Origin of the sequence: Lachnoanaerobaculum sanguinis (assembly GCF_033242365.1) — a bacterium.
GTDB classification, from domain to species: domain Bacteria; phylum Bacillota; class Clostridia; order Lachnospirales; family Lachnospiraceae; genus Lachnoanaerobaculum; species Lachnoanaerobaculum sanguinis.
The window spans coordinates 1-22,524 of sequence record NZ_BTHK01000013.1; the positions used below are offsets into that span (position 1 = coordinate 1).

The 22,524-nt window shown below is 35.6% G+C and carries 21 protein-coding genes; 1 reads left to right on the plus strand and 20 read right to left on the minus strand.

The window, feature by feature from the left end:
• Positions 1 to 223 precede the first annotated feature (223 nt).
• The 19 genes from SBH76_RS09375 to SBH76_RS09465 form a co-directional block, all read right to left on the minus strand.
• Positions 224 to 493 (minus strand): type II toxin-antitoxin system RelE family toxin, encoded by a 270-nt coding sequence (locus SBH76_RS09375; RefSeq protein WP_317977600.1) that lies wholly within the window; start codon positions 491 to 493, stop codon positions 224 to 226.
• Complete coding sequence (gene relB, locus SBH76_RS09380; RefSeq protein WP_317977601.1) at positions 490 to 714, minus strand: type II toxin-antitoxin system RelB family antitoxin; 225 nt, start codon at positions 712 to 714, stop codon at positions 490 to 492. The genes SBH76_RS09375 and relB overlap by 4 nt, the downstream gene beginning before the upstream one ends.
• Positions 715 to 812: 98 nt before the next feature.
• Positions 813 to 1,451 carry a DarT1-associated NADAR antitoxin family protein gene (locus SBH76_RS09385; RefSeq protein ID WP_317977602.1) on the minus strand — a complete coding sequence of 213 codons (639 nt, stop codon included), beginning with the start codon at positions 1,449 to 1,451 and terminating at the stop codon, positions 813 to 815.
• 24 nt (positions 1,452 to 1,475) lie between these two features.
• Positions 1,476 to 2,024 carry a PIN domain-containing protein gene (locus SBH76_RS09390; RefSeq protein WP_317977603.1) on the minus strand — a complete coding sequence of 183 codons (549 nt, stop codon included), beginning with the start codon at positions 2,022 to 2,024 and terminating at the stop codon, positions 1,476 to 1,478.
• Positions 2,017 to 2,763, minus strand: a complete 747-nt coding sequence (locus SBH76_RS09395; RefSeq protein WP_317977604.1) for an ImmA/IrrE family metallo-endopeptidase — start codon at positions 2,761 to 2,763, stop codon at positions 2,017 to 2,019. Before SBH76_RS09395 ends, SBH76_RS09390 begins: the two co-directional genes overlap by 8 nt.
• Before the next feature lie 12 nt (positions 2,764 to 2,775).
• The gene (locus SBH76_RS09400; protein ID WP_317977605.1) at positions 2,776 to 3,111 is read right to left on the minus strand and encodes a helix-turn-helix domain-containing protein; all 336 of its coding nucleotides are present in this window, start codon (positions 3,109 to 3,111) and stop codon (positions 2,776 to 2,778) included.
• Between the two features lie 181 nt (positions 3,112 to 3,292).
• Positions 3,293 to 7,741 (minus strand): PolC-type DNA polymerase III, encoded by a 4,449-nt coding sequence (locus tag SBH76_RS09405; protein WP_317977606.1) that lies wholly within the window; start codon positions 7,739 to 7,741, stop codon positions 3,293 to 3,295.
• A gap of 1 nt (position 7,742) precedes the next feature.
• Positions 7,743 to 8,801 carry a flavodoxin-dependent (E)-4-hydroxy-3-methylbut-2-enyl-diphosphate synthase gene (gene ispG / locus SBH76_RS09410; protein ID WP_317977607.1) on the minus strand — a complete coding sequence of 353 codons (1,059 nt, stop codon included), beginning with the start codon at positions 8,799 to 8,801 and terminating at the stop codon, positions 7,743 to 7,745.
• Between the two features lie 24 nt (positions 8,802 to 8,825).
• Entirely contained in the window at positions 8,826 to 9,857 is a 1,032-nt protein-coding gene (gene rseP / locus SBH76_RS09415; protein ID WP_317977608.1) for an RIP metalloprotease RseP, read from the minus strand.
• Complete coding sequence (gene dxr / locus SBH76_RS09420; RefSeq protein WP_317977609.1) at positions 9,854 to 10,993, minus strand: 1-deoxy-D-xylulose-5-phosphate reductoisomerase; 1,140 nt, start codon at positions 10,991 to 10,993, stop codon at positions 9,854 to 9,856. Before dxr ends, rseP begins: the two co-directional genes overlap by 4 nt.
• Before the next feature lie 4 nt (positions 10,994 to 10,997).
• The gene (locus SBH76_RS09425; protein WP_317977610.1) at positions 10,998 to 11,798 is read right to left on the minus strand and encodes a phosphatidate cytidylyltransferase; all 801 of its coding nucleotides are present in this window, start codon (positions 11,796 to 11,798) and stop codon (positions 10,998 to 11,000) included.
• A complete protein-coding gene (uppS, locus tag SBH76_RS09430) occupies positions 11,798 to 12,505 on the minus strand; it encodes an undecaprenyl pyrophosphate synthase (RefSeq protein WP_317977611.1) in 708 nt (235 codons plus the stop codon). The genes SBH76_RS09425 and uppS overlap by 1 nt, the downstream gene beginning before the upstream one ends.
• A gap of 100 nt (positions 12,506 to 12,605) precedes the next feature.
• Positions 12,606 to 13,160 (minus strand): ribosome recycling factor, encoded by a 555-nt coding sequence (gene frr / locus SBH76_RS09435; RefSeq protein WP_315085432.1) that lies wholly within the window; start codon positions 13,158 to 13,160, stop codon positions 12,606 to 12,608.
• Positions 13,161 to 13,200: 40 nt separating this feature from the next.
• Positions 13,201 to 13,899 carry a UMP kinase gene (gene pyrH / locus SBH76_RS09440; RefSeq protein WP_317977612.1) on the minus strand — a complete coding sequence of 233 codons (699 nt, stop codon included), beginning with the start codon at positions 13,897 to 13,899 and terminating at the stop codon, positions 13,201 to 13,203.
• 103 nt (positions 13,900 to 14,002) lie between these two features.
• Positions 14,003 to 14,596 carry a hypothetical protein gene (locus tag SBH76_RS09445; RefSeq protein ID WP_317977613.1) on the minus strand — a complete coding sequence of 198 codons (594 nt, stop codon included), beginning with the start codon at positions 14,594 to 14,596 and terminating at the stop codon, positions 14,003 to 14,005.
• Between the two features lie 67 nt (positions 14,597 to 14,663).
• Positions 14,664 to 15,368 (minus strand): ComF family protein, encoded by a 705-nt coding sequence (locus SBH76_RS09450; RefSeq protein WP_317977677.1) that lies wholly within the window; start codon positions 15,366 to 15,368, stop codon positions 14,664 to 14,666.
• A gap of 3 nt (positions 15,369 to 15,371) precedes the next feature.
• Complete coding sequence (recD2, locus tag SBH76_RS09455; RefSeq protein ID WP_317977614.1) at positions 15,372 to 17,606, minus strand: SF1B family DNA helicase RecD2; 2,235 nt, start codon at positions 17,604 to 17,606, stop codon at positions 15,372 to 15,374.
• Between the two features lies 1 nt (position 17,607).
• The gene (locus tag SBH76_RS09460) at positions 17,608 to 18,618 is read right to left on the minus strand and encodes a rod shape-determining protein (RefSeq protein WP_007591892.1); all 1,011 of its coding nucleotides are present in this window, start codon (positions 18,616 to 18,618) and stop codon (positions 17,608 to 17,610) included.
• Positions 18,619 to 18,765: 147 nt separating this feature from the next.
• Entirely contained in the window at positions 18,766 to 20,556 is a 1,791-nt protein-coding gene (locus SBH76_RS09465) for a DNA-directed RNA polymerase subunit alpha C-terminal domain-containing protein (protein WP_317977615.1), read from the minus strand.
• A gap of 387 nt (positions 20,557 to 20,943) precedes the next feature.
• Here SBH76_RS09465 and SBH76_RS09470 point away from each other — a divergent pair, with 387 nt between their 5' ends.
• Positions 20,944 to 21,354, plus strand: coding sequence for a PaaI family thioesterase (locus tag SBH76_RS09470; protein WP_317977616.1), 411 nt, complete (start codon positions 20,944 to 20,946; stop codon positions 21,352 to 21,354).
• Positions 21,355 to 21,452: 98 nt separating this feature from the next.
• Here SBH76_RS09470 and SBH76_RS09475 read toward each other — a convergent pair whose 3' ends face one another.
• On the minus strand, positions 21,453 to 22,505 hold the full coding sequence (locus SBH76_RS09475) for a zinc ribbon domain-containing protein (RefSeq protein ID WP_317977617.1): 1,053 nt from the start codon (positions 22,503 to 22,505) through the stop codon (positions 21,453 to 21,455).
• Positions 22,506 to 22,524 lie beyond the last annotated feature (19 nt).

Genomic DNA, 22,524 nt, shown 5'->3' on the forward strand with positions numbered 1-22,524 from the left:
AAAAAACTGGTTGGTTTTAGTAACCTTGATGCCCTCTATTTAACCAAAGCTGAAGTCGACAATTTCTTTCAAAACTGCATGCTCTTGGATACCTAGAGTACTAGGTTTTGAGAGAAACGACGGAAGTCAGGTATCATTATTTTCCATACTGTGAGAGTATAACAGCATAAAAAGAAGCTGTCAAGTGTTTTTACTTGACAGCTTGAAAATAAATACACATGCCTTAAAACAAATAGATATCTTTTCTATGTCCGACATCAATAAAGATTAAAACAAGTTTATCATCTTGTATTTCGGCTAAAATACGATAGTCTCCAACTCTATATCTCCATTGTCCGCTCCTGTTTGCAGTGAGAGCTTTACCGTGTATTCTTGGATTTTCACAGTTTATCAGATTTTTTTCAATCCATGCTTTGATTATCCTTTGAGTTTGCCTATCTAATTTTTTAAATGATTTATCAAATTTTTCTGTTGTACTTATTTCATAAATCATAAGTCAAGGTCTTTCCAAAGTTCACTGATTGGTCTTGTTTTTAGTGTACCTGACTTTTTATCAGCCTCATATTCTTCAAAAATTTTAAGATCATATTCGTCTTCAATACGTTCAAGCATAGCAATTCGGATTATCTCAGACAGAGACTTATTATTATGTTTTGCATATGATTTAAAAATATTCAATTCATTTTCCGGAACTCTTAAACTAATTACAGACATAACAATCTCCTTTCTCGTGTAATACAATTGTATTACTACATTTGTATTTTGTCAAATATGAATTATTAAAATAAAAGTATAAGTTATAAGTTATCTATTTATTTATAAACTTCACTTAAGAAAACTTTTTCATCCGAAATACATTTTTCCAATATACCGGCTTTTTTTAATCCGACTGCAATTGCAACAGATCTGGCCTGGCAGTTGATGGATTTATTCGGATTAAACTCAATATCTGTAAATGCCTCATACATATCAAGTTCTTCCAAATATTTCTTATTTTTAGCTAAGGCATTTATGTAGATCCAATTATAGAAAAAATCTTTAGGTTCGCTTTTAAAATCTTTTCCGAACAACTTAAATCCTATTACCTTTCCACTTTCTCTTAAGCGGCTATCTTTCTTTGCCTCCCACGGTTTTACATCATATAAATCTGTATACGGTCCACCATGTTCAAACACTTTACTTCCTTGAAATACACATTCAAGTTTATATTGACTCCCGTTTATACAGGTCAACAAGTTAAAGGCACTTAGGTTTATTCCAAGTTTATTATCTCCCTTAGTTGAAATCTCTAAAACATTACCTCCACCTTGTTCTTTGTAAGAATTGTGAAGAGAGTTAATTGATTTTTTCTTTTGAGTTTCAGAAAATCCTGCAAAATACTCAAATTCAATTGTTTTCTCCGTATAAAAAGGATACTTATCCTTTGCAATAAATATAGGTCTTTTTGCCATAAATTCCCCCTTATAAATTGTTTTCTATAAATTATCATTAGATTTTTTTATCTTTAAAAATTCGGTAAATGAATTAGCTCCTATTCTTCTTCTCTTAGACAACATATCTGACCATATAATATTACCTTGATCTTCTGTTATTAAATTGTCTTCGTATGCCTTAACAAGTATATCTCCCGTTGTAATATGTTTTAATGAAAATTTATCAACATAATATTTAATATCTCTTAGGTTATTACTACCCAATATTCCATTATACTTTTTGGCCAATGAAATAGATGCAGCCTCACCTTTACCTATTACTTTGTGATTATATTCAGATATTGTCGTGAGATTCCTATATAAATCGTATTCCTCTGTCATAATGTCCATTGTCATTATTTTAGCAGAACCTCTTGAAATAAGTTGATCGATTCTATGTTTTAAATGTAGAATTGAAGGCTTATTAAGTTCATCATAAACTTCCTTAGGAATAACAATTTTTCCTGAATACATTGTTTCGAGTAAACTTTCATTTTTAACCCATAAAAAAGCACTTATACAATCCGTATCAAAAAATATAGAATCAATCAAGAATAACACCGTCCTCCCCTTCAATTCCATAAACTATATCATCTCTAAAACCGTCCAACAGTATTTCTTCATATTTACCATATGAAATATATTCTTCATCTAAAAGCTTTTCGGCCAAAGCTATATAATGTCCCAATACCATTTTCTTTTTATCTTTCACTGAAGGATAATAAATTGTTGTGTCATACCCTAATCTGGCAGCGAGTATGATAACGCCTATTTCCATTGATTTTATATCTTCAGAATCAATTTCTCCTTCTTCCATCAGTCTATATAATATTGCTTTATGACTGACCCCGTAGTACTGTTCAATTTTAATAACATCTTCTATATTAAGCTTATCATTTTTATTTTTTTCCTTAATAGATTCAATCATTCCGTACAAAGATGATTGAGGTATTAAAAAATATGATGCGAATTGATCGGCTTTTCTCTCGTTTTCATCTCCCTTACCTATAGTTGTTAAACTTGCCGAACTAATACCGCTTTCATCAAAATATAAATGATAAAGCTCATGTGCAAGAGAAAATCTTTGCCTTCCTATAGACATATCCGAATTAACTACAATTACGTTTGAACTTTTTCCTTTGTAGCAAATTCCACTTATATTATTATTCAGAGGGTAAAAAACAAGTGTAAGTTTATCTATTGTCTGCACCAGTTGAAATATATCAATAGGTGATGATTCATCTTCTCCCAATTTCTTTCTAAGAAGTGCAGCTTTACTACTTATTTCCATTTTATTAATCATCTATTGCCTCGCAATTTTATCCATCTCAAATTGATTTAAAACTATCTTATTAATTATTGTCAATGATTCCAAGTCGCTCTCTGTGATATCACCGGACCTGAAGGAAATCATACATTTTTGTTCCGGATCCTCACCTGTCAAAATATAATTTGTTGTACAACAAAAAAGATAAGAAAGTTTTTCAATAACATCCGAGCTTACACTTCTATCTCCTCTTTCTATTTTTGCTATCATACTTTGATCTAATGATAAAAACTCTGCAACTTTATTTTGTGTAAGATTGGCATCTTTCCTAAGACTTTTTATTCTTTTTCCAATATCAATCAAATCCATCATAAATTACTCCTCCAATTAGATATAAATATTATAGCAATTCTTTGTCATAAAGTAAAGGTAATTAACTTTTAAAAATATGACAAGTTTTATATTTCATAAATATTTATAATAAGAAGCTATAAACAAACTTATAAAAAGCGACCGAAATCACCTTCAGTCGCTTTCATGTAATCATTACATTTTACCCCATCAAATCAAAAAACGATATCTGATTGCTCTCCGGCAAATCACCCAGTAAGTTCAAGCTGTCAAGAAGTTCGCATGTACTCTTTCCGACCTTGGCTCTTGACATAAAATCATCTTTTGAAATGAAAGGTCCGGCCTTTGTTGCATTGACTATGGACGTTGCGGCAGTCTCGCCAAGGCCTTCAATACTTGAAAGAGAAGGCATTATCTTGCCGTCATCCATTATTTGAAACTTTGTAGGATGCACTTTGAAAAGATCAATCTTTGCAAACTCAAAACCTCTTGCGTACATCTCCTGCGCTATTCTCATATCACGAAGAGTATCCGCATATTTGGCTGTGGTATCGGGATTTTTCTTATACTGAGCAATATTAAACTCAAGCTTATCCTTTCCCATACACATAAGAGAATAGTTAAATCCTGTAGCTCTTATAGTAAAGTATGCCGTATAATATGCCAAAGGATAAAATATCTTACAGTAAGCAATTCTCCATGCCATCATAACATAGGCCGCCGCATGGGCTTTAGGGAACATATACTTTATTTTCTTACAGGACCAGATATACCAATCGGGTACACCCTTTTCCTCCATATGTTCCACCCATTCGTCTGTAAGTCCCTTACCCTTTCTTACACTCTCCATTATCTTAAAGGATTCACCCTCATCAAGTCCCTGTTCTATAAGATAAATCATGATATCATCTCTGGTACAGATGGCCGTTCTGATGGTTGCCTTGCCTTCAAGTATCAAGGTCTGTGCATTTCCAAGCCAAACATCGGTACCATGTGCAAGTCCTGCAATTCTTACAAGGTCTGAAAGTCCCTGTGGCTTGGTGTCAATTAACATTTGCATAGCAAAGTCGGTACCAAACTCCGGTACTCCTAAAGCACCAAGCGGACAGTCAAGTATATCCTTCGGCTCAATACCAAGTGCCGAAGTGTTTTGGAAAAGACTCATAGTCTCCTTTGAATCCAGTGGAATATCTTTAACAGGGTCAATACCTGTAAGGTCTTGAAGCATTCTGATCATTGTAGGATCCTGATGCCCCAGTATATCAAGTTTCAAAAGATTGTGGTCAATAGCATGATAATCAAAATGTGTGGTAATGGTCTTTGTTGTCATATCATTTGCCGGTCTTTGTACCGGTGTAAATGTGTAGATTTCTTCACCATGAGGCAATACTATGATACCTCCCGGGTGCTGACCTGTAGTTCTTCTTACACCTTCACAGCCTACAGCAAGTCTGTTTATTTCACATTTTCTCTTGCTCTCATTTTTATCATCAAAATAATGCTTTACATAACCGTATGCCGTCTTGTTTGCCAGAGTACCGACTGTTCCTGCTCTGTAGGTATAACCCTTACCGAATATAACCTCGGTATATTCATGGGCATTTGGCTGATATTCTCCTGAGAAGTTTAGGTCTATATCGGGCTCTTTATCTCCCTTAAATCCAAGGAATGTCTCAAAAGGAATGTCAAATCCGTCTTTTTTTAGCTTCTTACCGCATTTCGGACAAATCTTATCAGGCATATCACAGCCTGCCATTCCTGCAAACGCCTTTACCTCAGGTGAATCAAAGTCCACATATTTACAATCACAGTAATAATGTGCCGGTAGCGGATTAACCTCTGTTATTCCTGAGGTATATGCTGCAAAGGAAGAACCTACAGATCCTCTTGAACCTACTAGGTAGCCGTCTTCATTGCTCTTTTCCACCAGCTTTTTTGCTATAATGTACATAACCGCAAATCCGTTTGAAATAATGGAATTCAGCTCTTTTTTCAGTCTGTCTTCCACTATCTTAGGCAATACTTCACCGTACTGCTCATGTGCTTTTTTATAGCAGGCATTGGTCAGATCTTCATCCGAATTTTCTATAACAGGCGGACATTTATCAGGTCTTACCGGTGATATCACCTCCACCATATCCGCAATCATTCTTGTATTTGTAACAACCACTTCATAGGCTTTTTCACTGCCGAGGTACTCAAACTCATCAAGCATCTCTCTAGTTGTACGAAGATATAGAGGCGGCTGTGTATCCGCATCCTTATATCCCTTTCCATAGAATATAATTCTTCGATATATTTCATCCTCAGGATTTAAAAAATGCACATCACAGGTGGCAGCTACAGGCTTTTCATATACATTTCCAAGCTCTACAATCCTTCTGTTGATATCCTGAAGATCCTCTATTGAATGAATATCATTTTGTTCATCTTCCAAAAGGAACATATTGTTGCCTATAGGTTGAATCTCAAGATAATCATAGAATGATACTATTCTGTTTAATTCATCATCTGTAGCATCATCTAAAATAGCCTTATAAACCTCTCCCTGTTCACAGGCGCTTCCTATAATAAGTCCCTCTCTCATCTTTGAAAGAATTGACTTAGGTATTCTTGGTCTTTTATTAAAGAAATCAATATGTGATAATGAAATTAATTTATAAAGATTTATTCTTCCGATATCATTCTTTGCAAGTATTATTACATGATTGTATTTGGTTTTCTTTACAATATCCGCATTTGTCTCACCTAAACTTGCTACCTCTGCTAATTTTGACAGCCCCCTTGCTTTAAGTCTTTTTATAAACTCCACCCATATCTGTGCCGTAGCTTCGGCATCATTTACTGCTCTATGGTGACCTTCAAGTGATATATTCAAAGCCTTACATACCGTATCCAGCTTAAATCTATTAAGATCCGGTAAAAGAAGTCTTGCCATTGCTACGGTATCTATTATAGAAGGATTGTACTCTCTGTTTATCCTCTTTGCATTCTCACGTATAAAGCCGGTATCAAAGCCTGCATTATGTGCGACTATAATATAGTCCTCGCAAAAATCCAAAAACTCCGGAAGTATATCTTCGATAACAGGGGCATTCATTACCATTGCATCGTTTATATGTGTAAGTTCCTCTATCTTAAAAGGAATAGGTCTTCTTGGATTTACAAATGTAGAGAACCTGTCAACTATCTCTCCCTTTACAACCTTTACAGCACCAATCTCTGTGATGGCATCGTTTTTGGCGGAAAAACCTGTGGTCTCTATATCAAATACTATAAAACCGTCATCCAAGGTTTTATCCATAGGATTGGTCACAAGTTCTTTTAAATCATCTACCAGATAACCCTCTACGCCATATATTATCTTAGGTGGATTCTTCACATGGCTGGCTTCTGTAAAGCCTTGAATATTTCCATGATCTGTAATTGCAATTGCATCCATACCCCAGTTTTTAACCTGATTTATGATATCGGAAGCTGAAGAAACACCGTCAAAATCGCTCATCTTTGTGTGACAATGAAGCTCCACTCTTTTTACAGGCTCATTATCTGTTCTGATATTTTCTTCAAACTTCTCACATTTTTTAATTCCCTTTATAGAAGATATAGTAAGCTCGCTGTCAAATTTATCAATCAGAGCCATACCGTTTACTTTTATGTAATTTCCCTTGACTATATTTGCCTTAACAGCATCCAACTGCTCGCCACGAACAAACATCTTTACATAAATAGAATCGCTGAAATCTGTAATTGCAAAAATATAAAGTGTGGAATCACTTCTTTCAAGATATCTGCTTTCAACTTCTATTATCTTTCCTCTGACAGTGACTTCTCCAATCTCCCCGATAAGGTCTGAGAGTTTTATAAAATTGTCCTCAAAATCTCTTCCATAAATAACATCCGGATTATCCGGCTTTTGCTTTGTATATTTAGGAGTATATCCTTTTTTGTCAAAGCCTTTGTTTCCGAACTTTTTCTTACCGTTATCATTTTGTGAAGTTGACTTGGCTGTAGCTTCATTTGGTTTTGCAGCTTCATTATTTTCACCGCTTTCCCAGGCCGCATTTGCATTTCCGGTAACAAAATCACTGTTGTCGCTTTTCTTTGTAACAGTTCGCTCGGCATACTCTATCTCTTCATTCTTTTCTTTTCTTGCAATAAACTTATGCCTTACAGTACAAAGTATTCCACATCTTTCATTAAATATTTTTTCAAGTATTCTTACAAGCTCATCAATTACACTTTCATTTAAAGGATTTTTCTCAACCGTCATGTCCATGTATGAACCGTCAAATGTTATACAGGCATTGTTTAAAATAACATACTGAGATATCTTATAGTTTTTTATTTCCAGAAGTATGCTCTCTCTATATGCCTCAAAAAGGTTCTTGGCGGTATATTGGCTTGAGAGTTTGAATTTTTCAAATATTTTAATTTTAACATTCTTCTTTGGAAACATCTTATCCTTTATAAGCTTTTCCAAATCAAGGATTGTTTTCTTCTCTATTATTCTCTCGGCAATGATATTTATTTTTATCAAAGACATATCATTGCTGGCGCTTACTTTTTCCACAAAAACAAAGTTTAAAAGTTCATCAATATGTCCTGAACACTCTAAACTTTGAAAAACATCTTTGAATTTTTTTAACATTCTATGCCTCTTTTGACAATATATCAAGCTCCTCTTTAAGGGCTGCTAAAAGTTCATTCTCAGGCAATTTCTTTACCACCTTGCCCTTCTTTATCAAAAGCCCCTCGCCTATTCCACCGGCAATTCCTATGTCGGCTTCCTTTGCTTCTCCCGGTCCGTTTACCACACATCCCATTACAGCGACCTTTATATTAAGATCATAGCCTTCTACAAGCTTTTCAACTTTACCTGCAAGACCTATCAGATCAATATTTGTTCTTCCGCATGTAGGACAGGATACAACTTCAATACCGCCTTTTCTCAGCCCGAGATTGTTTAATATAAGCTTTGCCGCAAAGATTTCTTCTACCGGATCACCTGTTAGTGAAACTCTGATAGTATCACCGATTCCCTGATACAATATAATACCTAGGCCGAGAGATGACTTTATCATACCTCTTTTTACCGTTCCGGATTCCGTAATACCTATATGAAGAGGATAGTCGGTCTTTTGTGAAATAAGCTCATGTGCCTTTACACACATCATTACATCGGAAGACTTAATACTTATAACCAGATTGTTATAATCCATATCCTCTATAATTTTAACCTTATCAAGTGCAGACTCTACAATACCTTCAGCAGTGACACCGCCATATTTTTCTATAAGATTTTTCTCCAAAGAGCCTGAGTTTACACCTACTCTTATAGGAAGATTTCTTTCTTTGCAGGCATCCACTACAGCCTTTATTCTTTCACTGCTTCCGATATTTCCGGGATTAATCCTTATCTTATCACAACCTGACTTTATAGCCTCAAGTGCCAGTCTGTAGTCAAAATGAATATCTGCAACAAGAGGTATATGTATCTGCTTTTTGATCTCGGAGATTGCCGAAGCGGCCTCCGAATTTGGCACTGCAACTCTTATTATGTCACAACCTGCATCCTCAAGTCTTAAAATCTGATCTACAGTTGCTTTAACATCCTCAGTCTTTGTATTACACATTGACTGTATAAGAATAGGCATGTCACCGCCTATATATTTATCTCCTATTTGTACTAATCTTTTTTTCTTTCTCATTATTTACTCCAATGATGTTTAGCATCATATAATCTTTCTTATATCATTAAACATTACAAAAACCATCAAAAGCATTAAGAGAGCAAAACCTGCAAAATGGATATATCCTTCCACTTTTCTGTTTAAAGGTCGTCTGAATATCGCCTCAAGGAATAAAAAGATAAGTCTTCCACCGTCAAGTGCAGGTAGTGGAAGTAAATTCATTACTCCAAGGTTTGCACTTAAAAGTAAAACCATCTGTGACAATGAAAGCAGCACAACAAATATTCCGTACGGTTTTGACTCATTCACCGTAGTCCCAATCATATTTACAATACCTACAGGACCGCTTATCTCACTAGCTCTTGCTCTACCTCTAAGAAGGTATATAAGTGAATCAACAGTCATGGAAATGGTATATTTCACTTCCAAAACAGAATACTTAAGTACAGAAAAAGGATTTTTCAGCTTTTCATATCCCGAGCTTTTTATACCTATCATATATTGAGAGTATTCCTCATTATACACAGGTGTAACGGTTATTGTTTGTTTTTCATTATTTCTTTTTACTGTAAGTGTAATATCCTTACCCTGATTCATAAACAGATATGTGGAAACACTTCTGTAAAAGTCAATATCTCTTCCGTTGATTTTTTCTATCTCATCGCCTACCATAAGCCCTGAGCTCTCAGCCGGAAGTCCTGATACAAATCCGCTTATAACAGGTTTATCCACGCCTACATTTGCAACTATAAATATGGCAACTAAAAATGCCAAAATAAAGTTAAAAAAAGGTCCTGCCGCAATAGTGGCAATTCTACCTAAAAGCGGTGCACTGTTAAAGCTTCCCGATGCATCTTCATCCTCATCTTCTCCATACATGGCACAGGAACCGCCAAGCGGTAAGAGTTTCAGTGAGTACCTGGTCTCTTTCCCATTTACAGAAAAAATTCTAGGTCCCATACCTACAGAAAACTCTACAACTTTTACTCCTGAGAGTTTGGCAAAAAGAAAATGTCCAAACTCATGTATTAATACTATTATTCCAAAAATAATCAGTGCAATAACTATATTCAAATTTTTATCCTTTCCAGATATTCTTCGGTACATTGTTTCAATGATAGGATATCCTCAAGAGACGGATTCTCCTTGAACTGATGATTTTCTATAGCAAGACCTATGAGACGCGGTATATCTGTAAATCCAATCTTTTTATTTAAGAATTTATCTACAGCCCATTCATTGGCGGCATTTAAAACTGTAGGTGCACTTCCACCCTGTTTGCCTGCCGATATAGCCATCTTAAGTCCTTCAAATACATCCAAATCAGGCTTTGAAAAGTTTAAAGTTGAAAGTTTTGAAAAGTCCACTCTTTCCTCAGATATATATCGTCTCTCCGGATAAAAAATAGCATAGGAAATAGGCAACTTCATATCAGGTGTACCAAGCTGTGCTAAAATTCCGTTATCTTTAAACTCTACCATAGAATGAATTATGGATTCTTTTTGTATAACCACTTCAATATCATCAATATCCACATCAAATAAATGCGACGCCTCTATTATCTCCAATCCCTTGTTGATCATTGTAGCAGAATCGATGGTGATTTTTTTGCCCATACTCCAGTTCGGATGCTTTAGAGCATCTTCAAGAGTAACATTTTCTAACTCTTCCTTACTGAATCCTCTAAAAGGACCTCCTGAAGCGGTAAGCAAGATCTTCTTGATAGGATTGTTCTTATCAAGGCATTGAAAAATAGCACTGTGCTCAGAGTCAACAGGATATATATTTATACCCATATCCTTCGCAAGAGGCATTATAATATGACCTGCACAAACAAGTGTCTCCTTATTTGCAAGTGCAATATCCTTCTTTGCCTTAATTGCCGCAATGGTAGGTTCTATACCTATCATGCCTACAACAGCCGTCACAACTATATCCGCATCACAAACAGTGGCAACCTCTATCAGTCCTTCCATACCGAAGCACACCTTTACATTCAAATCCTTTACTTTATCTGAAAGAATTTTAGCATCAGCTTCCTCCCATATGGCAACCACCTTAGGTTTGAACTCTCGTATCTGCTTTTCCAGTAAATCTATATTTTTGTGTGCGGAAAGTGCTACCACTTCCACATCATTATTTATTCTCACTATATCAAGTGTTTGTGTTCCTATGGATCCTGTGGACCCCAAAATAGATATTTTTTTCATTTATTTAACCCAAAAAATATATTGCAAAAAAGATTGCAGGAGCGGTGAATATCATACTGTCAAATCTGTCTAGTATGCCACCATGTCCCGGAATCAAATTTCCATAGTCTTTTATATCATGATTTCTCTTTATAGCCGAGGCAAGTGCATCTCCAACCTGTGATATTACAGAACCTATGGCACATGAAGCCGCACAGGTAAATACAGGTGAGAAAGTACTTGTAAAATGTCCCGACAATATAAATCCGAATATACCTCCTATAAGAGCGGCACCTAAAACTCCGCCTATACTGCCTTCTACAGACTTCTTAGGACTTAGTACAGGAGCTATTTTGTGCTTTCCGAAAAGTGATCCTACCGCATATGCACATGTATCCGAGCCCCAGCTGGATATAAGTATCAGCCATGCAAGATACTGTCCGTCCTCATATGTTCTGGTATTGTAAACATATGAAAACAGTATCGGAATATACATCACTCCCATAAATACAAGCGATATCTCCTCGGTCTTATACTTTGGAAATGTAAATACATATATTGCAAAAATAAGCATAAGAAATGCTATCACTGAAAAGAATATATATTGATTTAATTTAAAATAAATCAAACAATAATATATCAATGAATACAAATATCCAAGATATGCAATATTTTTCTTATCAAGGTCCAAAGCTCTGTAAAACTCAAATAAACCTATAACGGAAATCAATGCGGATAATATTATAAGCGGTAAATTACCGATATAAAAAGCCAAGATAGCCACTATCAAAAGTCCTATTCCACTTATCAGTCTGGTAAAAAACATTAACGACCTCCAAATCTCCTCTGTCTTTTGCTGTAGCTCTCAACAGCCTTCAAAAGCTCTTCCTTATCAAAATCCGGCCACAAGGTATCCGTAATATAAAACTCACTGTATGCTATCTGCCAAAGTAAGAAGTTTGAAACTCTGAGCTCACCGCTTGTACGAATAAGCAAATCCGGATCCGGTAAATTCTTTGTATCTAAATATGAGGATATAAGCTCCTCATTTATATTCTCTTTTGAAATAACTCCGGCAGCGGCATCATCTACTATATGCTCTACAGCTCTTTTTATCTCATCTCTTCCACCGTAATTTATTGCAAAGGCAAAAGTCATACCGGTGTTTGAGCTTGTTGCATCCACAAGCTTTTGTATTCCTTTTCTGATATCGGGATCAAATCTGCTCTCATCACCGATCATTACAGCCTTTACATTGTTTTTATTTGCAACATCAATAAGCTTCACCATGTAAAATCTGAGAAGCTTCATCAAAGCACTTACTTCAACTGCCGATCTTTTCCAATTCTCTGTAGAAAAAGCGTATACTGTAAGACACTCTACTCCAAGTCGTACACAATCCTCAACAGTTTTTTCAAGTGCCTCACATCCGGCTTTATGTCCCATTGCTCTTGGCAGGTTTCTTCTTTCAGCCCATCTGCCATTGCCGTCCAGTATTATGGCAATGCTTTTCGGTATAACTAAGTTTTCCAAATTTATACTCCATTCACTTTAAACTATAAAACAAGAAGGTGGAAGCCCACCTTCTTAAACTTTAGAAACTATTTGTCTCTACTGATATGAAGTCGGCTAATTAAACTGTTAATATTTCCTTTGACTTGTCTTCAATAGCCTTATCTACTCTCTCAATAGCCTTATCTGTAATCTTTTGTATTTTGTTTTCGCCGTCCTTTAAATCATCCTCTGTAAACTCTCCGGCCTTTTCAAGTTTTTTGATGGCATCTATAGCATCACGTCTGATATTTCTGACAGCAACCTTACATGCCTCACCTTTTTTCTTTACATCCTTAACAAGCTCTTTTCTTCTCTCCTCTGTAAGCTCAGGGAAGATAAGTCTGATACATGAACCGTCATTTGTAGGATTGATACCAAGGTCCGACAAATTGATAGCCTTCTCGATTTCCTTTAAAAGAGACTTCTCCCAAGGTGCTATCTGTATAATTCTTGGCTCAGGAACTGAAATGTTTCCTACCTGCTGAATAGGTGTAGGTGTTCCGTAATATTCAACTTTTATTCTGTCAAGTACATGAGGGTTAGCTCTTCCTGCTCTGATTGAAGCGTATTCCTCAAGCAAAACATCGATAGATTTAGTCATCTTCTCTTCAAACTTTTTAATACTCTCTTGCATAAAATCTCCTTAAAATTATGTTTATTAAATATAATACAATTTACACTGTCACAATTGTTCCGTTTATCTTACCGTCAAGTGCATTTTTTATAGAATTCTCTTCATTTAAATCAAACACTGCAAGCGGCATCTTATGCTCAAGACACATTACTGAAGCGGTCAAATCCACTACAGCAAGTCTCTTATTAATAACTTCCTGAATTGTAAGTGTGTCATACTTCTTGGCATTAGGATCTACCTTCGGATCTGCATTATATACTCCGTCAATAGACTTTGCCAAAAGTATCATATCTACATCCATCTCTATAGCTCTTAAAACTATACCTGTATCTGTAGAGAAGTATGGGTGACCTGTACCTCCACCGAAGAATACAACCTTGCCCTCTTTAAATCTTTCATTTACTCTGTCTTTTGAAAATATCTCCGCCATATCTCCACATGCAAATGCTGAAAAGATTGCAGTATCTATTCCCTCTGAACGGAATATCTCAGATACATAAATACAATTCATAATGGTTGCGAGCATTCCTATCTGATCCGCTTTTGTTCTGTCTATAGCCTCAGATGTTCTGCCTCTCCAGTAGTTACCTCCACCGATAACAATACCTATATTTGTACCTGCAGCCAAAGAAGGCTTTAATTGCTTTGCAATATCTCTTACTTTATCTTCGTTGTAACCGCCCTCAGGTTTAGCTAAAGCTTCACCGCTCAGTTTCAACATTACTCTTTTATTTTGCATAGATTCTTCTATCCTTTTTACTTGGAATTATGACACAAGTATACCATAGGGAAAATAGTTATACAATGTCAAAATAAACCCTTAAAGTTTGCACAAAGAAAATTTATTTCCACTCAAAACTCTTTGCCATCAGCTCCGCCGCCTTGTTTACAGACTCATCATTGTCAAAGTTTGACATAAATACCATCACATATTTTTTATCTCTTAATATATAGTATTGACGATCTATCTCATCACTGTCATTAAACTTGATATCAAAGATATACATTATATCTCCTGCATCGGTTTTTCCCGATGAACCGTAAACTACAGCATCCATACCGTATTGTTTGATTTGCATATTTAACTGCCATGTGGTAGACTCGGCAAACTTTTCACTTTCATCCAAGTTGTAATTTTGATGTCCGGTATTTATAGAGATATTATTTGGTCTTGCATCATGTTCATGACCCTCCACAACATAAAAATATCTTCCGCCTCCCGACTGTTCCTTTGCTTCACCGAATCCGTCAGCCACGATAAAGCTTCCAAACTCCTTCTCAACTCTCTTTGAGTCTTTAGTGGCGGCATCATCTTTTTGTGTAGCAGCCACCGTACTCTCATCCGCTTTTGCAGTCGCCGCTACATCCGCCTGTTTATTTCCACAAGCAGAAAGCATTACGATTATTAAAGGTAACAGATATAAACTCTTTTTCATAAATTATGTCCTCCCGGAAGTTAAAATGTAAGGTTTTAAGAACTGTAAACCTAAGTATATTGTACTACTAACTTATACTTCCTGTACATATGGTTAAGAAATAAATTTTATTTGCTCCAGAATCTTTTAAGACTTTTGCGCATTTTTCTATGGTTGTACCTGTAGTATATACATCATCAACAATCAAAATATTTTTAATATTTTGGGGTAAATCCTTTACCATGAATGCATTGTCAAGATTGTGAAGCCTCTCCGTTCTGCTTAAGCCCTTTTGATCTATAGTCTTTTTTATTCTGCAAAGGCAGTCATGTAATACAGGAATATCCAAATACTTTGATAAATCCTTTGCCAAAATATCGGACTGATTGAATCCTCTCACCCTCTTTCGTGAGCTGTGAAGGGGAACAGGCATGATACAGTCAATATTTGAGACTTTAATAAACTTTTCATAGCGAATTGCCATTAGCTTTGCAAAGCCTTCAATATACTCTCTTTTGTTATCATACTTAATTTTAAGTATGATATGCCTCATCTCATCTGTATAATTACAAAGTCCTCTTCCGGCTTCAAACTCTCTGTCTAAGTTACACTCGTCACAGTAAGCGGAATCTTCTGAAATTATTTCCTTACCGCATTTAATACAGTAGGGTTCTTTCACAAAAGGAAGCTTTTTTATACATGCCTTACATATAAGATGACCTTTTTCATTTACTATCTCTTCACACACAGGACATCTTCTCGGGTAAATAATATCAACTATGTTTTTAAATATGTCCTAATCCTCCTTAGATAACATTGAAAGCTCAATTATTTTGGATTTTAAACCGGTATATCTTGCCATCTCCTTAGTGTTTTGAATCATACTGTAAAACACTTCGGGGATACCTACAAGTACCACACATTTTTTTGCTCTTGTAACAGCCGTGTATATAAGATTTCTGTTCATAAGCATTGCAGGTCCCTTATAAATGGGAATAATTACAGCCGGATACTCGCTTCCCTGTGATTTATGAACAGTAATAGCATATGCAAGTTCAATTTCGTTAAACTCCGAAAACTCATAATTTGAGACCTTACCGTCATCAAAACAAACAGTGAAGCTTTCTGAAAACATATCTATTTCTTTAATTATTCCGGTATCACCATTATAAACTCCAAGTCCTTTATCCACAGGCATATGTTTTTCATTGTATACGAACCACTCTTTTTGGTAATTGTTTTTTATCTGCATTACCTTATCGCCTTCTCTAAAGACTGTGGCATCATATTCTTTTTCTTTTTTGGAGTTACTTGCAGGATTAAGTTTATTTTGTAAAAATGAATTTAACAGCTCCACTCCGAGAGGACCCTTTCTCATAGGTGTCATAACCTGAAGTTCATTTGTAGATGCTGTTACATATGAAGGAAGTTTATCTCTTATAAGGGAAATAACGGAAGCCATTACATGCTCGGGATTACTCTGTTTGATAAAAATAAAATCATTACTTTTCTTACCCAGATCAATCTCTTCATTTGTCATTATTTTATGAGCGTTTACAACAATATCACTTCCTGTGGACTGACGGAATATTTTATTCAGCCTTACAACATTAAAGCAATTTGAATCGATCATATCTTTTAACACTGTTCCCGGTCCTACACTTGGAAGCTGATTTATATCTCCGACCAAAATCAGTCTGGTTCCTATTGCTACAGCCTTTAAAAGTGCATTCATCAGGAAAATATCCACCATACTGACCTCATCCACTATAAGTACATCTGACTCAAGCGGATTGTCTTCATTTCTCTCAAAATGAGTACCTATATTGCTTGAATTATCACTGTTATTAGGTGTTATTTCCAAAAGTCTGTGAATGGTTTTCGCTTCATATGATGTAGCTTCAGACATCCTCTTTGCAGCTCTTCCCGTAGGCGCCGCGAGCGCAATACTTTCGCCTTCGCTCTCAAAGTATTTGATAATAGTATTTATAGTTGTAGTCTTTCCGGTTCCCGGTCCTCCGGTGATTATTATAAGACCGCTGCTTATGGATTCTATTACCGCCTGCCTTTGTAAATCATCAAGAACAATACCTTCTTTGTCCTCAATCTTTAGAATTTTCTCTTCTATCTTTTCTATATCATACTTTGCTTTTATATTGATATCTGTCAGCATTTTTGCTACCGCCAGTTCAGTATAATAGCACTGCGAAAGATAAACTTGAGTTTCTTCATTTTTCTTCACAACGATTCTTTTTTCCATCTGCATCTCTGAAAGTAAAGAATCAAAGTCAAATATATTTTCACCAAATAAATCAAGGAATTCAGCATTTAAAACCGTATCAGGCAGATATAGATGTCCGGACATCATGGCATTTGACAGAATATACTCCACTCCTGCAATGGCACGAAACTTGGAATCGGCTGTAATACCGACCTTTTTGGCAATATCGTCTGCAATCTTAAAACCTATACCGTCTATATCATCTGCAAGCTTGTATGGATTGGTCTCTATTATGGTATATATTTTACTTCCGTATTCCATGTATATCTTTGCGGAAAGCTTCATGCTGATACCGAACTTTTGCAAAAAAATCATAGCATCACGCATGGACTTTTTTTCCTGTATCTGTTCGCTTATTGATCTTGCAAGTTTTTCACTTACACCTTTGACTTCAGCCAGTCTTTCAGGTTCTTCTTCCATCACTCTTAGAGTGTACATCTTGAATTTTTTAACTATTCTTTTTGCCAGTGCCTCGCCTACACCCTTTATTGCGGAAGATTCCAGATACTTTTGTATACTGTCAAGTTCTCTAGGCTCTATGATTTCGTATTCATCGACAAAAAGCTGCTCTCCATAGTTTGGATGCAGCTTCATATTTCCCTTTGCCTTTATAAATTCGCCTTCAGCGATATAGTTGAAGGTACCGACAAGGACATAGTCGTCATCATCGGCCTCCACGCTGAGCACAGTATAGCCATTTGTTTCATTCCTATAAATGATTTTTTCGATATAGCCTGATACTGTTGACATATTATTTTTTAGAATCTCCCTTATTACCGGTTCTGAATTCGATAAACTTACCTGTACCTATAGCAACAGCTGTCAAAGGATTGTCAGCTATCACTGTATTGATACCTGTCTTTTCCTCAATAAGAGCGTCAAGACCTGAAAGTAATGCACCACCGCCGGTAAGTACAATACCTCTGTCATATACATCGGCCGCAAGCTCAGGTGGTGTTCTCTCCAAAACATTGTGAACCGAATCTACAATCTGCATTGCAGGCTCTCTGAGTGCCTCTAAAGTCTCATCAGAGTTAACCTCTATAGTCTTTGGAAGTCCTGTTACAAGGTTTCTACCCTTAACTTCCATAGTAAGAACCTCAGGTCTTCTGTATGCTGCACCGATATTAATCTTAATTTCTTCCGCTGTTCTCTCACCGATTAAAAGATTGTGCTTCTTTCTCATATATCTCACTATAGACTCATCGAAATCGTCACCTGCAATCTTAATTGAAGTACTTACAACAGTACCTCCAAGAGATATAACTGCGATATCCGCTGTACCTCCACCGATATCAACTATCATGTTTCCTACAGCCTTCTCAATATCAATTCCTGCACCTATAGCGGCAGCTACAGGCTCCTCAATAATCTTAACTTCTCTTGCACCTGCAGAATATGTTGCATCCTCTACAGCCTTCTTCTCGACCTCAGTAGCACCTGACGGTATACATACTGCAATTCTCGGCTTTCTGAAAGTCTTCTTTCCTACCGCCTTGTCGATAAAGTACTTTAACATCTTTTCTGTTATTGTATAATCTGAAATAACACCCTGACGAAGCGGTCTTACCGCCACAATATTTCCCGGTGTTCTTCCGATCATAAGTCTGGCTTCTTCACCTATGGCCTGTATCTTGCCGTTTTCTCTATCTATAGCTACAACACTTGGCTCTTTTAAAACAACACCCTTGCCCTTTATATAAACTAAGATACTTGCTGTTCCAAGATCTATACCAATGTCATTGGATGTAAACCAAAACATATTCTCCTCCAAACTACTTATTATAAATTTTAATGTAACACACTGTATACTATTCTACAACAAATAATGAAATTAGCCAATATCAATATTTAGAAATAAATTATAAAGAAATACGATATTTCTATGTAAAACCGCTTTTGACTAAAATTATGAGGCAAAAACTTGAAAACCGATTGTTGATTTCTTCTCTTCAAAAACAGTTGTATCACAAAAATCTTCCCTTTTTAATATATATTCAATATCAGCCTCAACTTCATCTCCTCCGTAATTTCTTAATGCGAAGTTTAAAACTGCCATTTCTACAAGATTCCTGCAAAATCTTCCGTTTCCGTTTTCAACATTTTTTGTAGAGCTCGCACATATTTCTTTAATAAACTCATTTGCATTAATGTCTATTGAAAATCCTCTTTTACCTGCTTCAAGATCACAGATATCTGACAGTTCATCTGTAGTATAGTCGTCAAATCTCACTCTAAAAGGTACTCTTGATCTAAGTCCGGGATTTCGCAAGAAAAACTCATCCATCTCATAAGGATAACCTGCGAATATTACTATAGTGTCCTTTCTGTTGTTTTCCATCTCCTGAACAATCATATTTATAGCTTCATCACCGAATTCTCCCCTTCCTTCTTCCAAAAGAGAATATGCCTCATCTATAAAAAGCACTCCCCCCTTGGCCCTTTGGAATATACTTTGTACCATGGGAGCTGTTTGTCCCACATACTGTGCTACAAGATCGGCTCTTCCTACCTCTATAAACTCTCCTGTTTTTATAATACCGATTTCTTTCAGTAATCCTGCCACAATCCTTGCTACAGTGGTTTTGGCAGTACCCGGATTTCCGACAAATTCCATATTCAAAGTTATAGGCTCTAACTGTTCTCCCTTTTCTTCCATAGCTTTTCTCATCTTTGCAAACGCCAAAATCTTTTTTACTTGATCCTTTGCAGCCTTTATACCCACCAAAGCCTGCAATTCATCCATATAATTGCGCTTATCCGCTATATCATCAAAAATGTCTTCAGGTATTGGAGGAAATTCGGCAGGATCCATATTTTCAAATAATTCATCTTCATACGAACTTACATAATTCTTTTCAACAAGCTGTGCTCTGATTTCCGCAACATGTTTCCTGCCGAGGTTTTTAACCTTAAGAAGTTCCATATCAGACATCTCAAGAAGCTTCTTTATAGATGTTATATTTGCCTTCTTTAATGAATTATAAGATCTAACCCCCAATTCCAGATTGTCGATGGAGTCTTTATCCAACTTTTGTTGCATACCAAGTACTTTCAAAAGAATGATAATATAATCTCGTAAATTCTTTTTACTTATATTATTATCACTTGCTTCATCTCCTACCTCTTCTAAAACACAACCCTTAAAGACCATACTTATAAGTGATTTAAGCTTTTTGGATATTCTTTGCGGAAAATCAAAAACAATACTTCCAACATTACCATCTTTATTTCCTCCGGCTTTAATAATCACACTGATATGTCCTCCAACCTCACTTATCTCCTTACACATTGCCTCAAAATATTCGGATTTAGGAATCATATATATTATGTCATCATCTATAAAATTCATATTCATACTCTCACAGGCAATCGCTCTATACTTTACTCTGTCATTCTTGGAGAATTTATCTTCCAAAATATACTTGTCAGGAATTACCTTTGCGTAATTACCGAAAATCCAGTCAAACTCATCTGTAGAAACCTTCTTGTCCGCATCCAAGTATATATAGTTTTTATAAGGCTCACCCTGATTCATTACAATTTCAAATCCCAAAGTCTCACCTTCTTTTAAATACATTCCATAGGTCATAAATCTGTCACTGACACCATATATCTCACCGTTAAATTCACCTGTATATACTATTGATGTTGAACATAAGAATTCTTTACGTATTTCATTTGTTTTATTCATTGCCATACCTCTTTTCTTTTTAAAATTATTTTGTTATTGTCGCAGTCTGTAATAACTCTTCCTTGGCATGCTCACTTTATTAGGTCTTCGCATACTTCACCGGCCGGCCGTCATTTGCATCTGCGGATTTAATTTTCAAGGTGCAAAAAAGCACAGCAAAAAGCCATTGCCTTTAAAATTGACGCACTACCCCTAGGTAGTACGATTCATTCTAAAAACAATGGCTGAAATATAAATCAATTAAATTTTACCTAGATATATTAGCACATGTATTTCATTAATACAATACATATTATTAAAGTGTAAAATAAAAATGATATTCTTATACGGTACATTTTATTGTATAATTATTAAAATCAATCGGATTAAATGCCGATTATCAGGAGGATGCATATGGATTATGAGAAACTGAAATCATTTAGAAATATAAACAACAACTTTGCAAAATTACTTGGCATAGAACTTACCGAGCTTTCAAACGGCTATGCCAAAGCTGAAATGAAAGTCACAAAAGAACTTTTAAATCCCATAGGCTCAATACATGGAGGCTGCCTCTATACCATCGCCGATATAGCAGGCGGTGCCGCCGCAAGTTCCTACGGAATACATGTTACCACAATTGACGGAAACTTCCATTATCTGCGTGCCGGCTTAAATACTAAAGAACTTTCCGCTACCGCCACGGAAATAAAGAAAGGAAAGAAAATCTCCGTCTACAATATATCTGTAAAAGATCAGGACGATGTCGAGCTTGCAATCGGTATATTTTCATTTATGTCGCTGGGGAAAGAGATAGATATATAAATATACAGTATAACAAATATGATACAAAATAACGGCCAAAGCTACCCGCTTTGACCGTTATTCTATCTTAAATATTAAATTTCATACATCAATTATTATTACATGTTTGAAATCATCCAATAAACTATAAAGTCTATAGATAATCTTAATACAACGCTTAATACCGTCCAAGTTAAAAATCCTATTAAGGCAACCTTCAGTGTAGCTTTTGCTTTTTTAGGATACATACTCTTCCATGCAAAGTATAGAGTCAAACCTATTACAGGAATAAAGAAACATAAAACATTTATACCGGTACTTGGTTCATCGAGTTCATTGGTATTTGCCGTGTTTTCAACGGTGACATTTTTTATAGCATTTTCATTACCGACTGTATTTACAGATTGTTTTCCACATACACTCATACTCCACATAATGAAGAAAATACATACTTCATATACATAAAAAGATATTGTCGCTATAATCCAACAAAGAGTACTTAAACTTGCAAGACTGAATAAGTCCTCAAATATCGTAGTAAATTCGTAGCAAGTAAGATAAATTGTACTTACCGTATGGCGCAATACTGTTAAAATCAATATAAATCCACAAAATTTAATAAGCGTTTTATTTTTGCTTAATGCCAGTATACATAGCACAACAAATACGACACAATCATCGATTGCGGCCACAAAACTTGTAGGATATATAAATACAGCTTTTAACAAATCAGAAAACATAAATCCACTTCTAAAATATCGGTAGTAAAGAAATATTACCGGTATCGAGGAAATTATGTTGAATATCTTAGGTACAGCCAATATTATTTTGTTCTTTGAATTCAGAACTAAAAGCCCTACTATCATCACTAAAGAAATAATACATAGCAATGAAATATAAAACGGAACACCCATCATTGTTCTTGAGCTGTCAAATATGTCAACAATATAAATCATAAATCTTGATAAGATGTAAATACCGGCCGAAACTAAAGCTGCTTTTTTGAAATAGCTCGGTATTTCTGTATTTCCGTATTTTTCTACGTTATTATGTGTTTTATCCGGCTTATCTTTACTTAATGTAACATTGCTTTCGCTTTGTACAGGCACACCGCAAAAACCGCATACTTTATCACTATCTTCGAGCTGTTTACCGCAATTTGAACAAAACATATATGCACTCTCCTTAAAT

What these genes read in the sequence shown, in the direction of transcription:
- frr (WP_315085432.1), bottom strand. Translation starts at nt 13,160, where the DNA reads ATGCAAGAGAGTATTAAAAAGTTTGAAGAGAAGATGACTAAATCTATC.
- SBH76_RS09470 (WP_317977616.1), top strand. Translation starts at nt 20,944, where the DNA reads ATGGATTATGAGAAACTGAAATCATTTAGAAATATAAACAACAACTTT.
- SBH76_RS09425 (WP_317977610.1), bottom strand. Translation starts at nt 11,798, where the DNA reads ATGTTTTTTACCAGACTGATAAGTGGAATAGGACTTTTGATAGTGGCT.
- ispG (WP_317977607.1), bottom strand. Translation starts at nt 8,801, where the DNA reads ATGAGAAAGAAAAAAAGATTAGTACAAATAGGAGATAAATATATAGGC.
- pyrH (WP_317977612.1), bottom strand. Translation starts at nt 13,899, where the DNA reads ATGCAAAATAAAAGAGTAATGTTGAAACTGAGCGGTGAAGCTTTAGCT.
- SBH76_RS09405 (WP_317977606.1), bottom strand. Translation starts at nt 7,741, where the DNA reads ATGTTAAAAAAATTCAAAGATGTTTTTCAAAGTTTAGAGTGTTCAGGA.
- SBH76_RS09465 (WP_317977615.1), bottom strand. Translation starts at nt 20,556, where the DNA reads ATGGCAATGAATAAAACAAATGAAATACGTAAAGAATTCTTATGTTCA.
- SBH76_RS09395 (WP_317977604.1), bottom strand. Translation starts at nt 2,763, where the DNA reads ATGGAAATAAGTAGTAAAGCTGCACTTCTTAGAAAGAAATTGGGAGAA.
- SBH76_RS09400 (WP_317977605.1), bottom strand. Translation starts at nt 3,111, where the DNA reads ATGATGGATTTGATTGATATTGGAAAAAGAATAAAAAGTCTTAGGAAA.
- SBH76_RS09475 (WP_317977617.1), bottom strand. Translation starts at nt 22,505, where the DNA reads ATGTTTTGTTCAAATTGCGGTAAACAGCTCGAAGATAGTGATAAAGTA.
- SBH76_RS09385 (WP_317977602.1), bottom strand. Translation starts at nt 1,451, where the DNA reads ATGGCAAAAAGACCTATATTTATTGCAAAGGATAAGTATCCTTTTTAT.
- SBH76_RS09375 (WP_317977600.1), bottom strand. Translation starts at nt 493, where the DNA reads ATGATTTATGAAATAAGTACAACAGAAAAATTTGATAAATCATTTAAA.
- SBH76_RS09460 (WP_007591892.1), bottom strand. Translation starts at nt 18,618, where the DNA reads ATGTTTTGGTTTACATCCAATGACATTGGTATAGATCTTGGAACAGCA.
- SBH76_RS09445 (WP_317977613.1), bottom strand. Translation starts at nt 14,596, where the DNA reads ATGAAAAAGAGTTTATATCTGTTACCTTTAATAATCGTAATGCTTTCT.
- dxr (WP_317977609.1), bottom strand. Translation starts at nt 10,993, where the DNA reads ATGAAAAAAATATCTATTTTGGGGTCCACAGGATCCATAGGAACACAA.
- recD2 (WP_317977614.1), bottom strand. Translation starts at nt 17,606, where the DNA reads ATGTCAACAGTATCAGGCTATATCGAAAAAATCATTTATAGGAATGAA.
- relB (WP_317977601.1), bottom strand. Translation starts at nt 714, where the DNA reads ATGTCTGTAATTAGTTTAAGAGTTCCGGAAAATGAATTGAATATTTTT.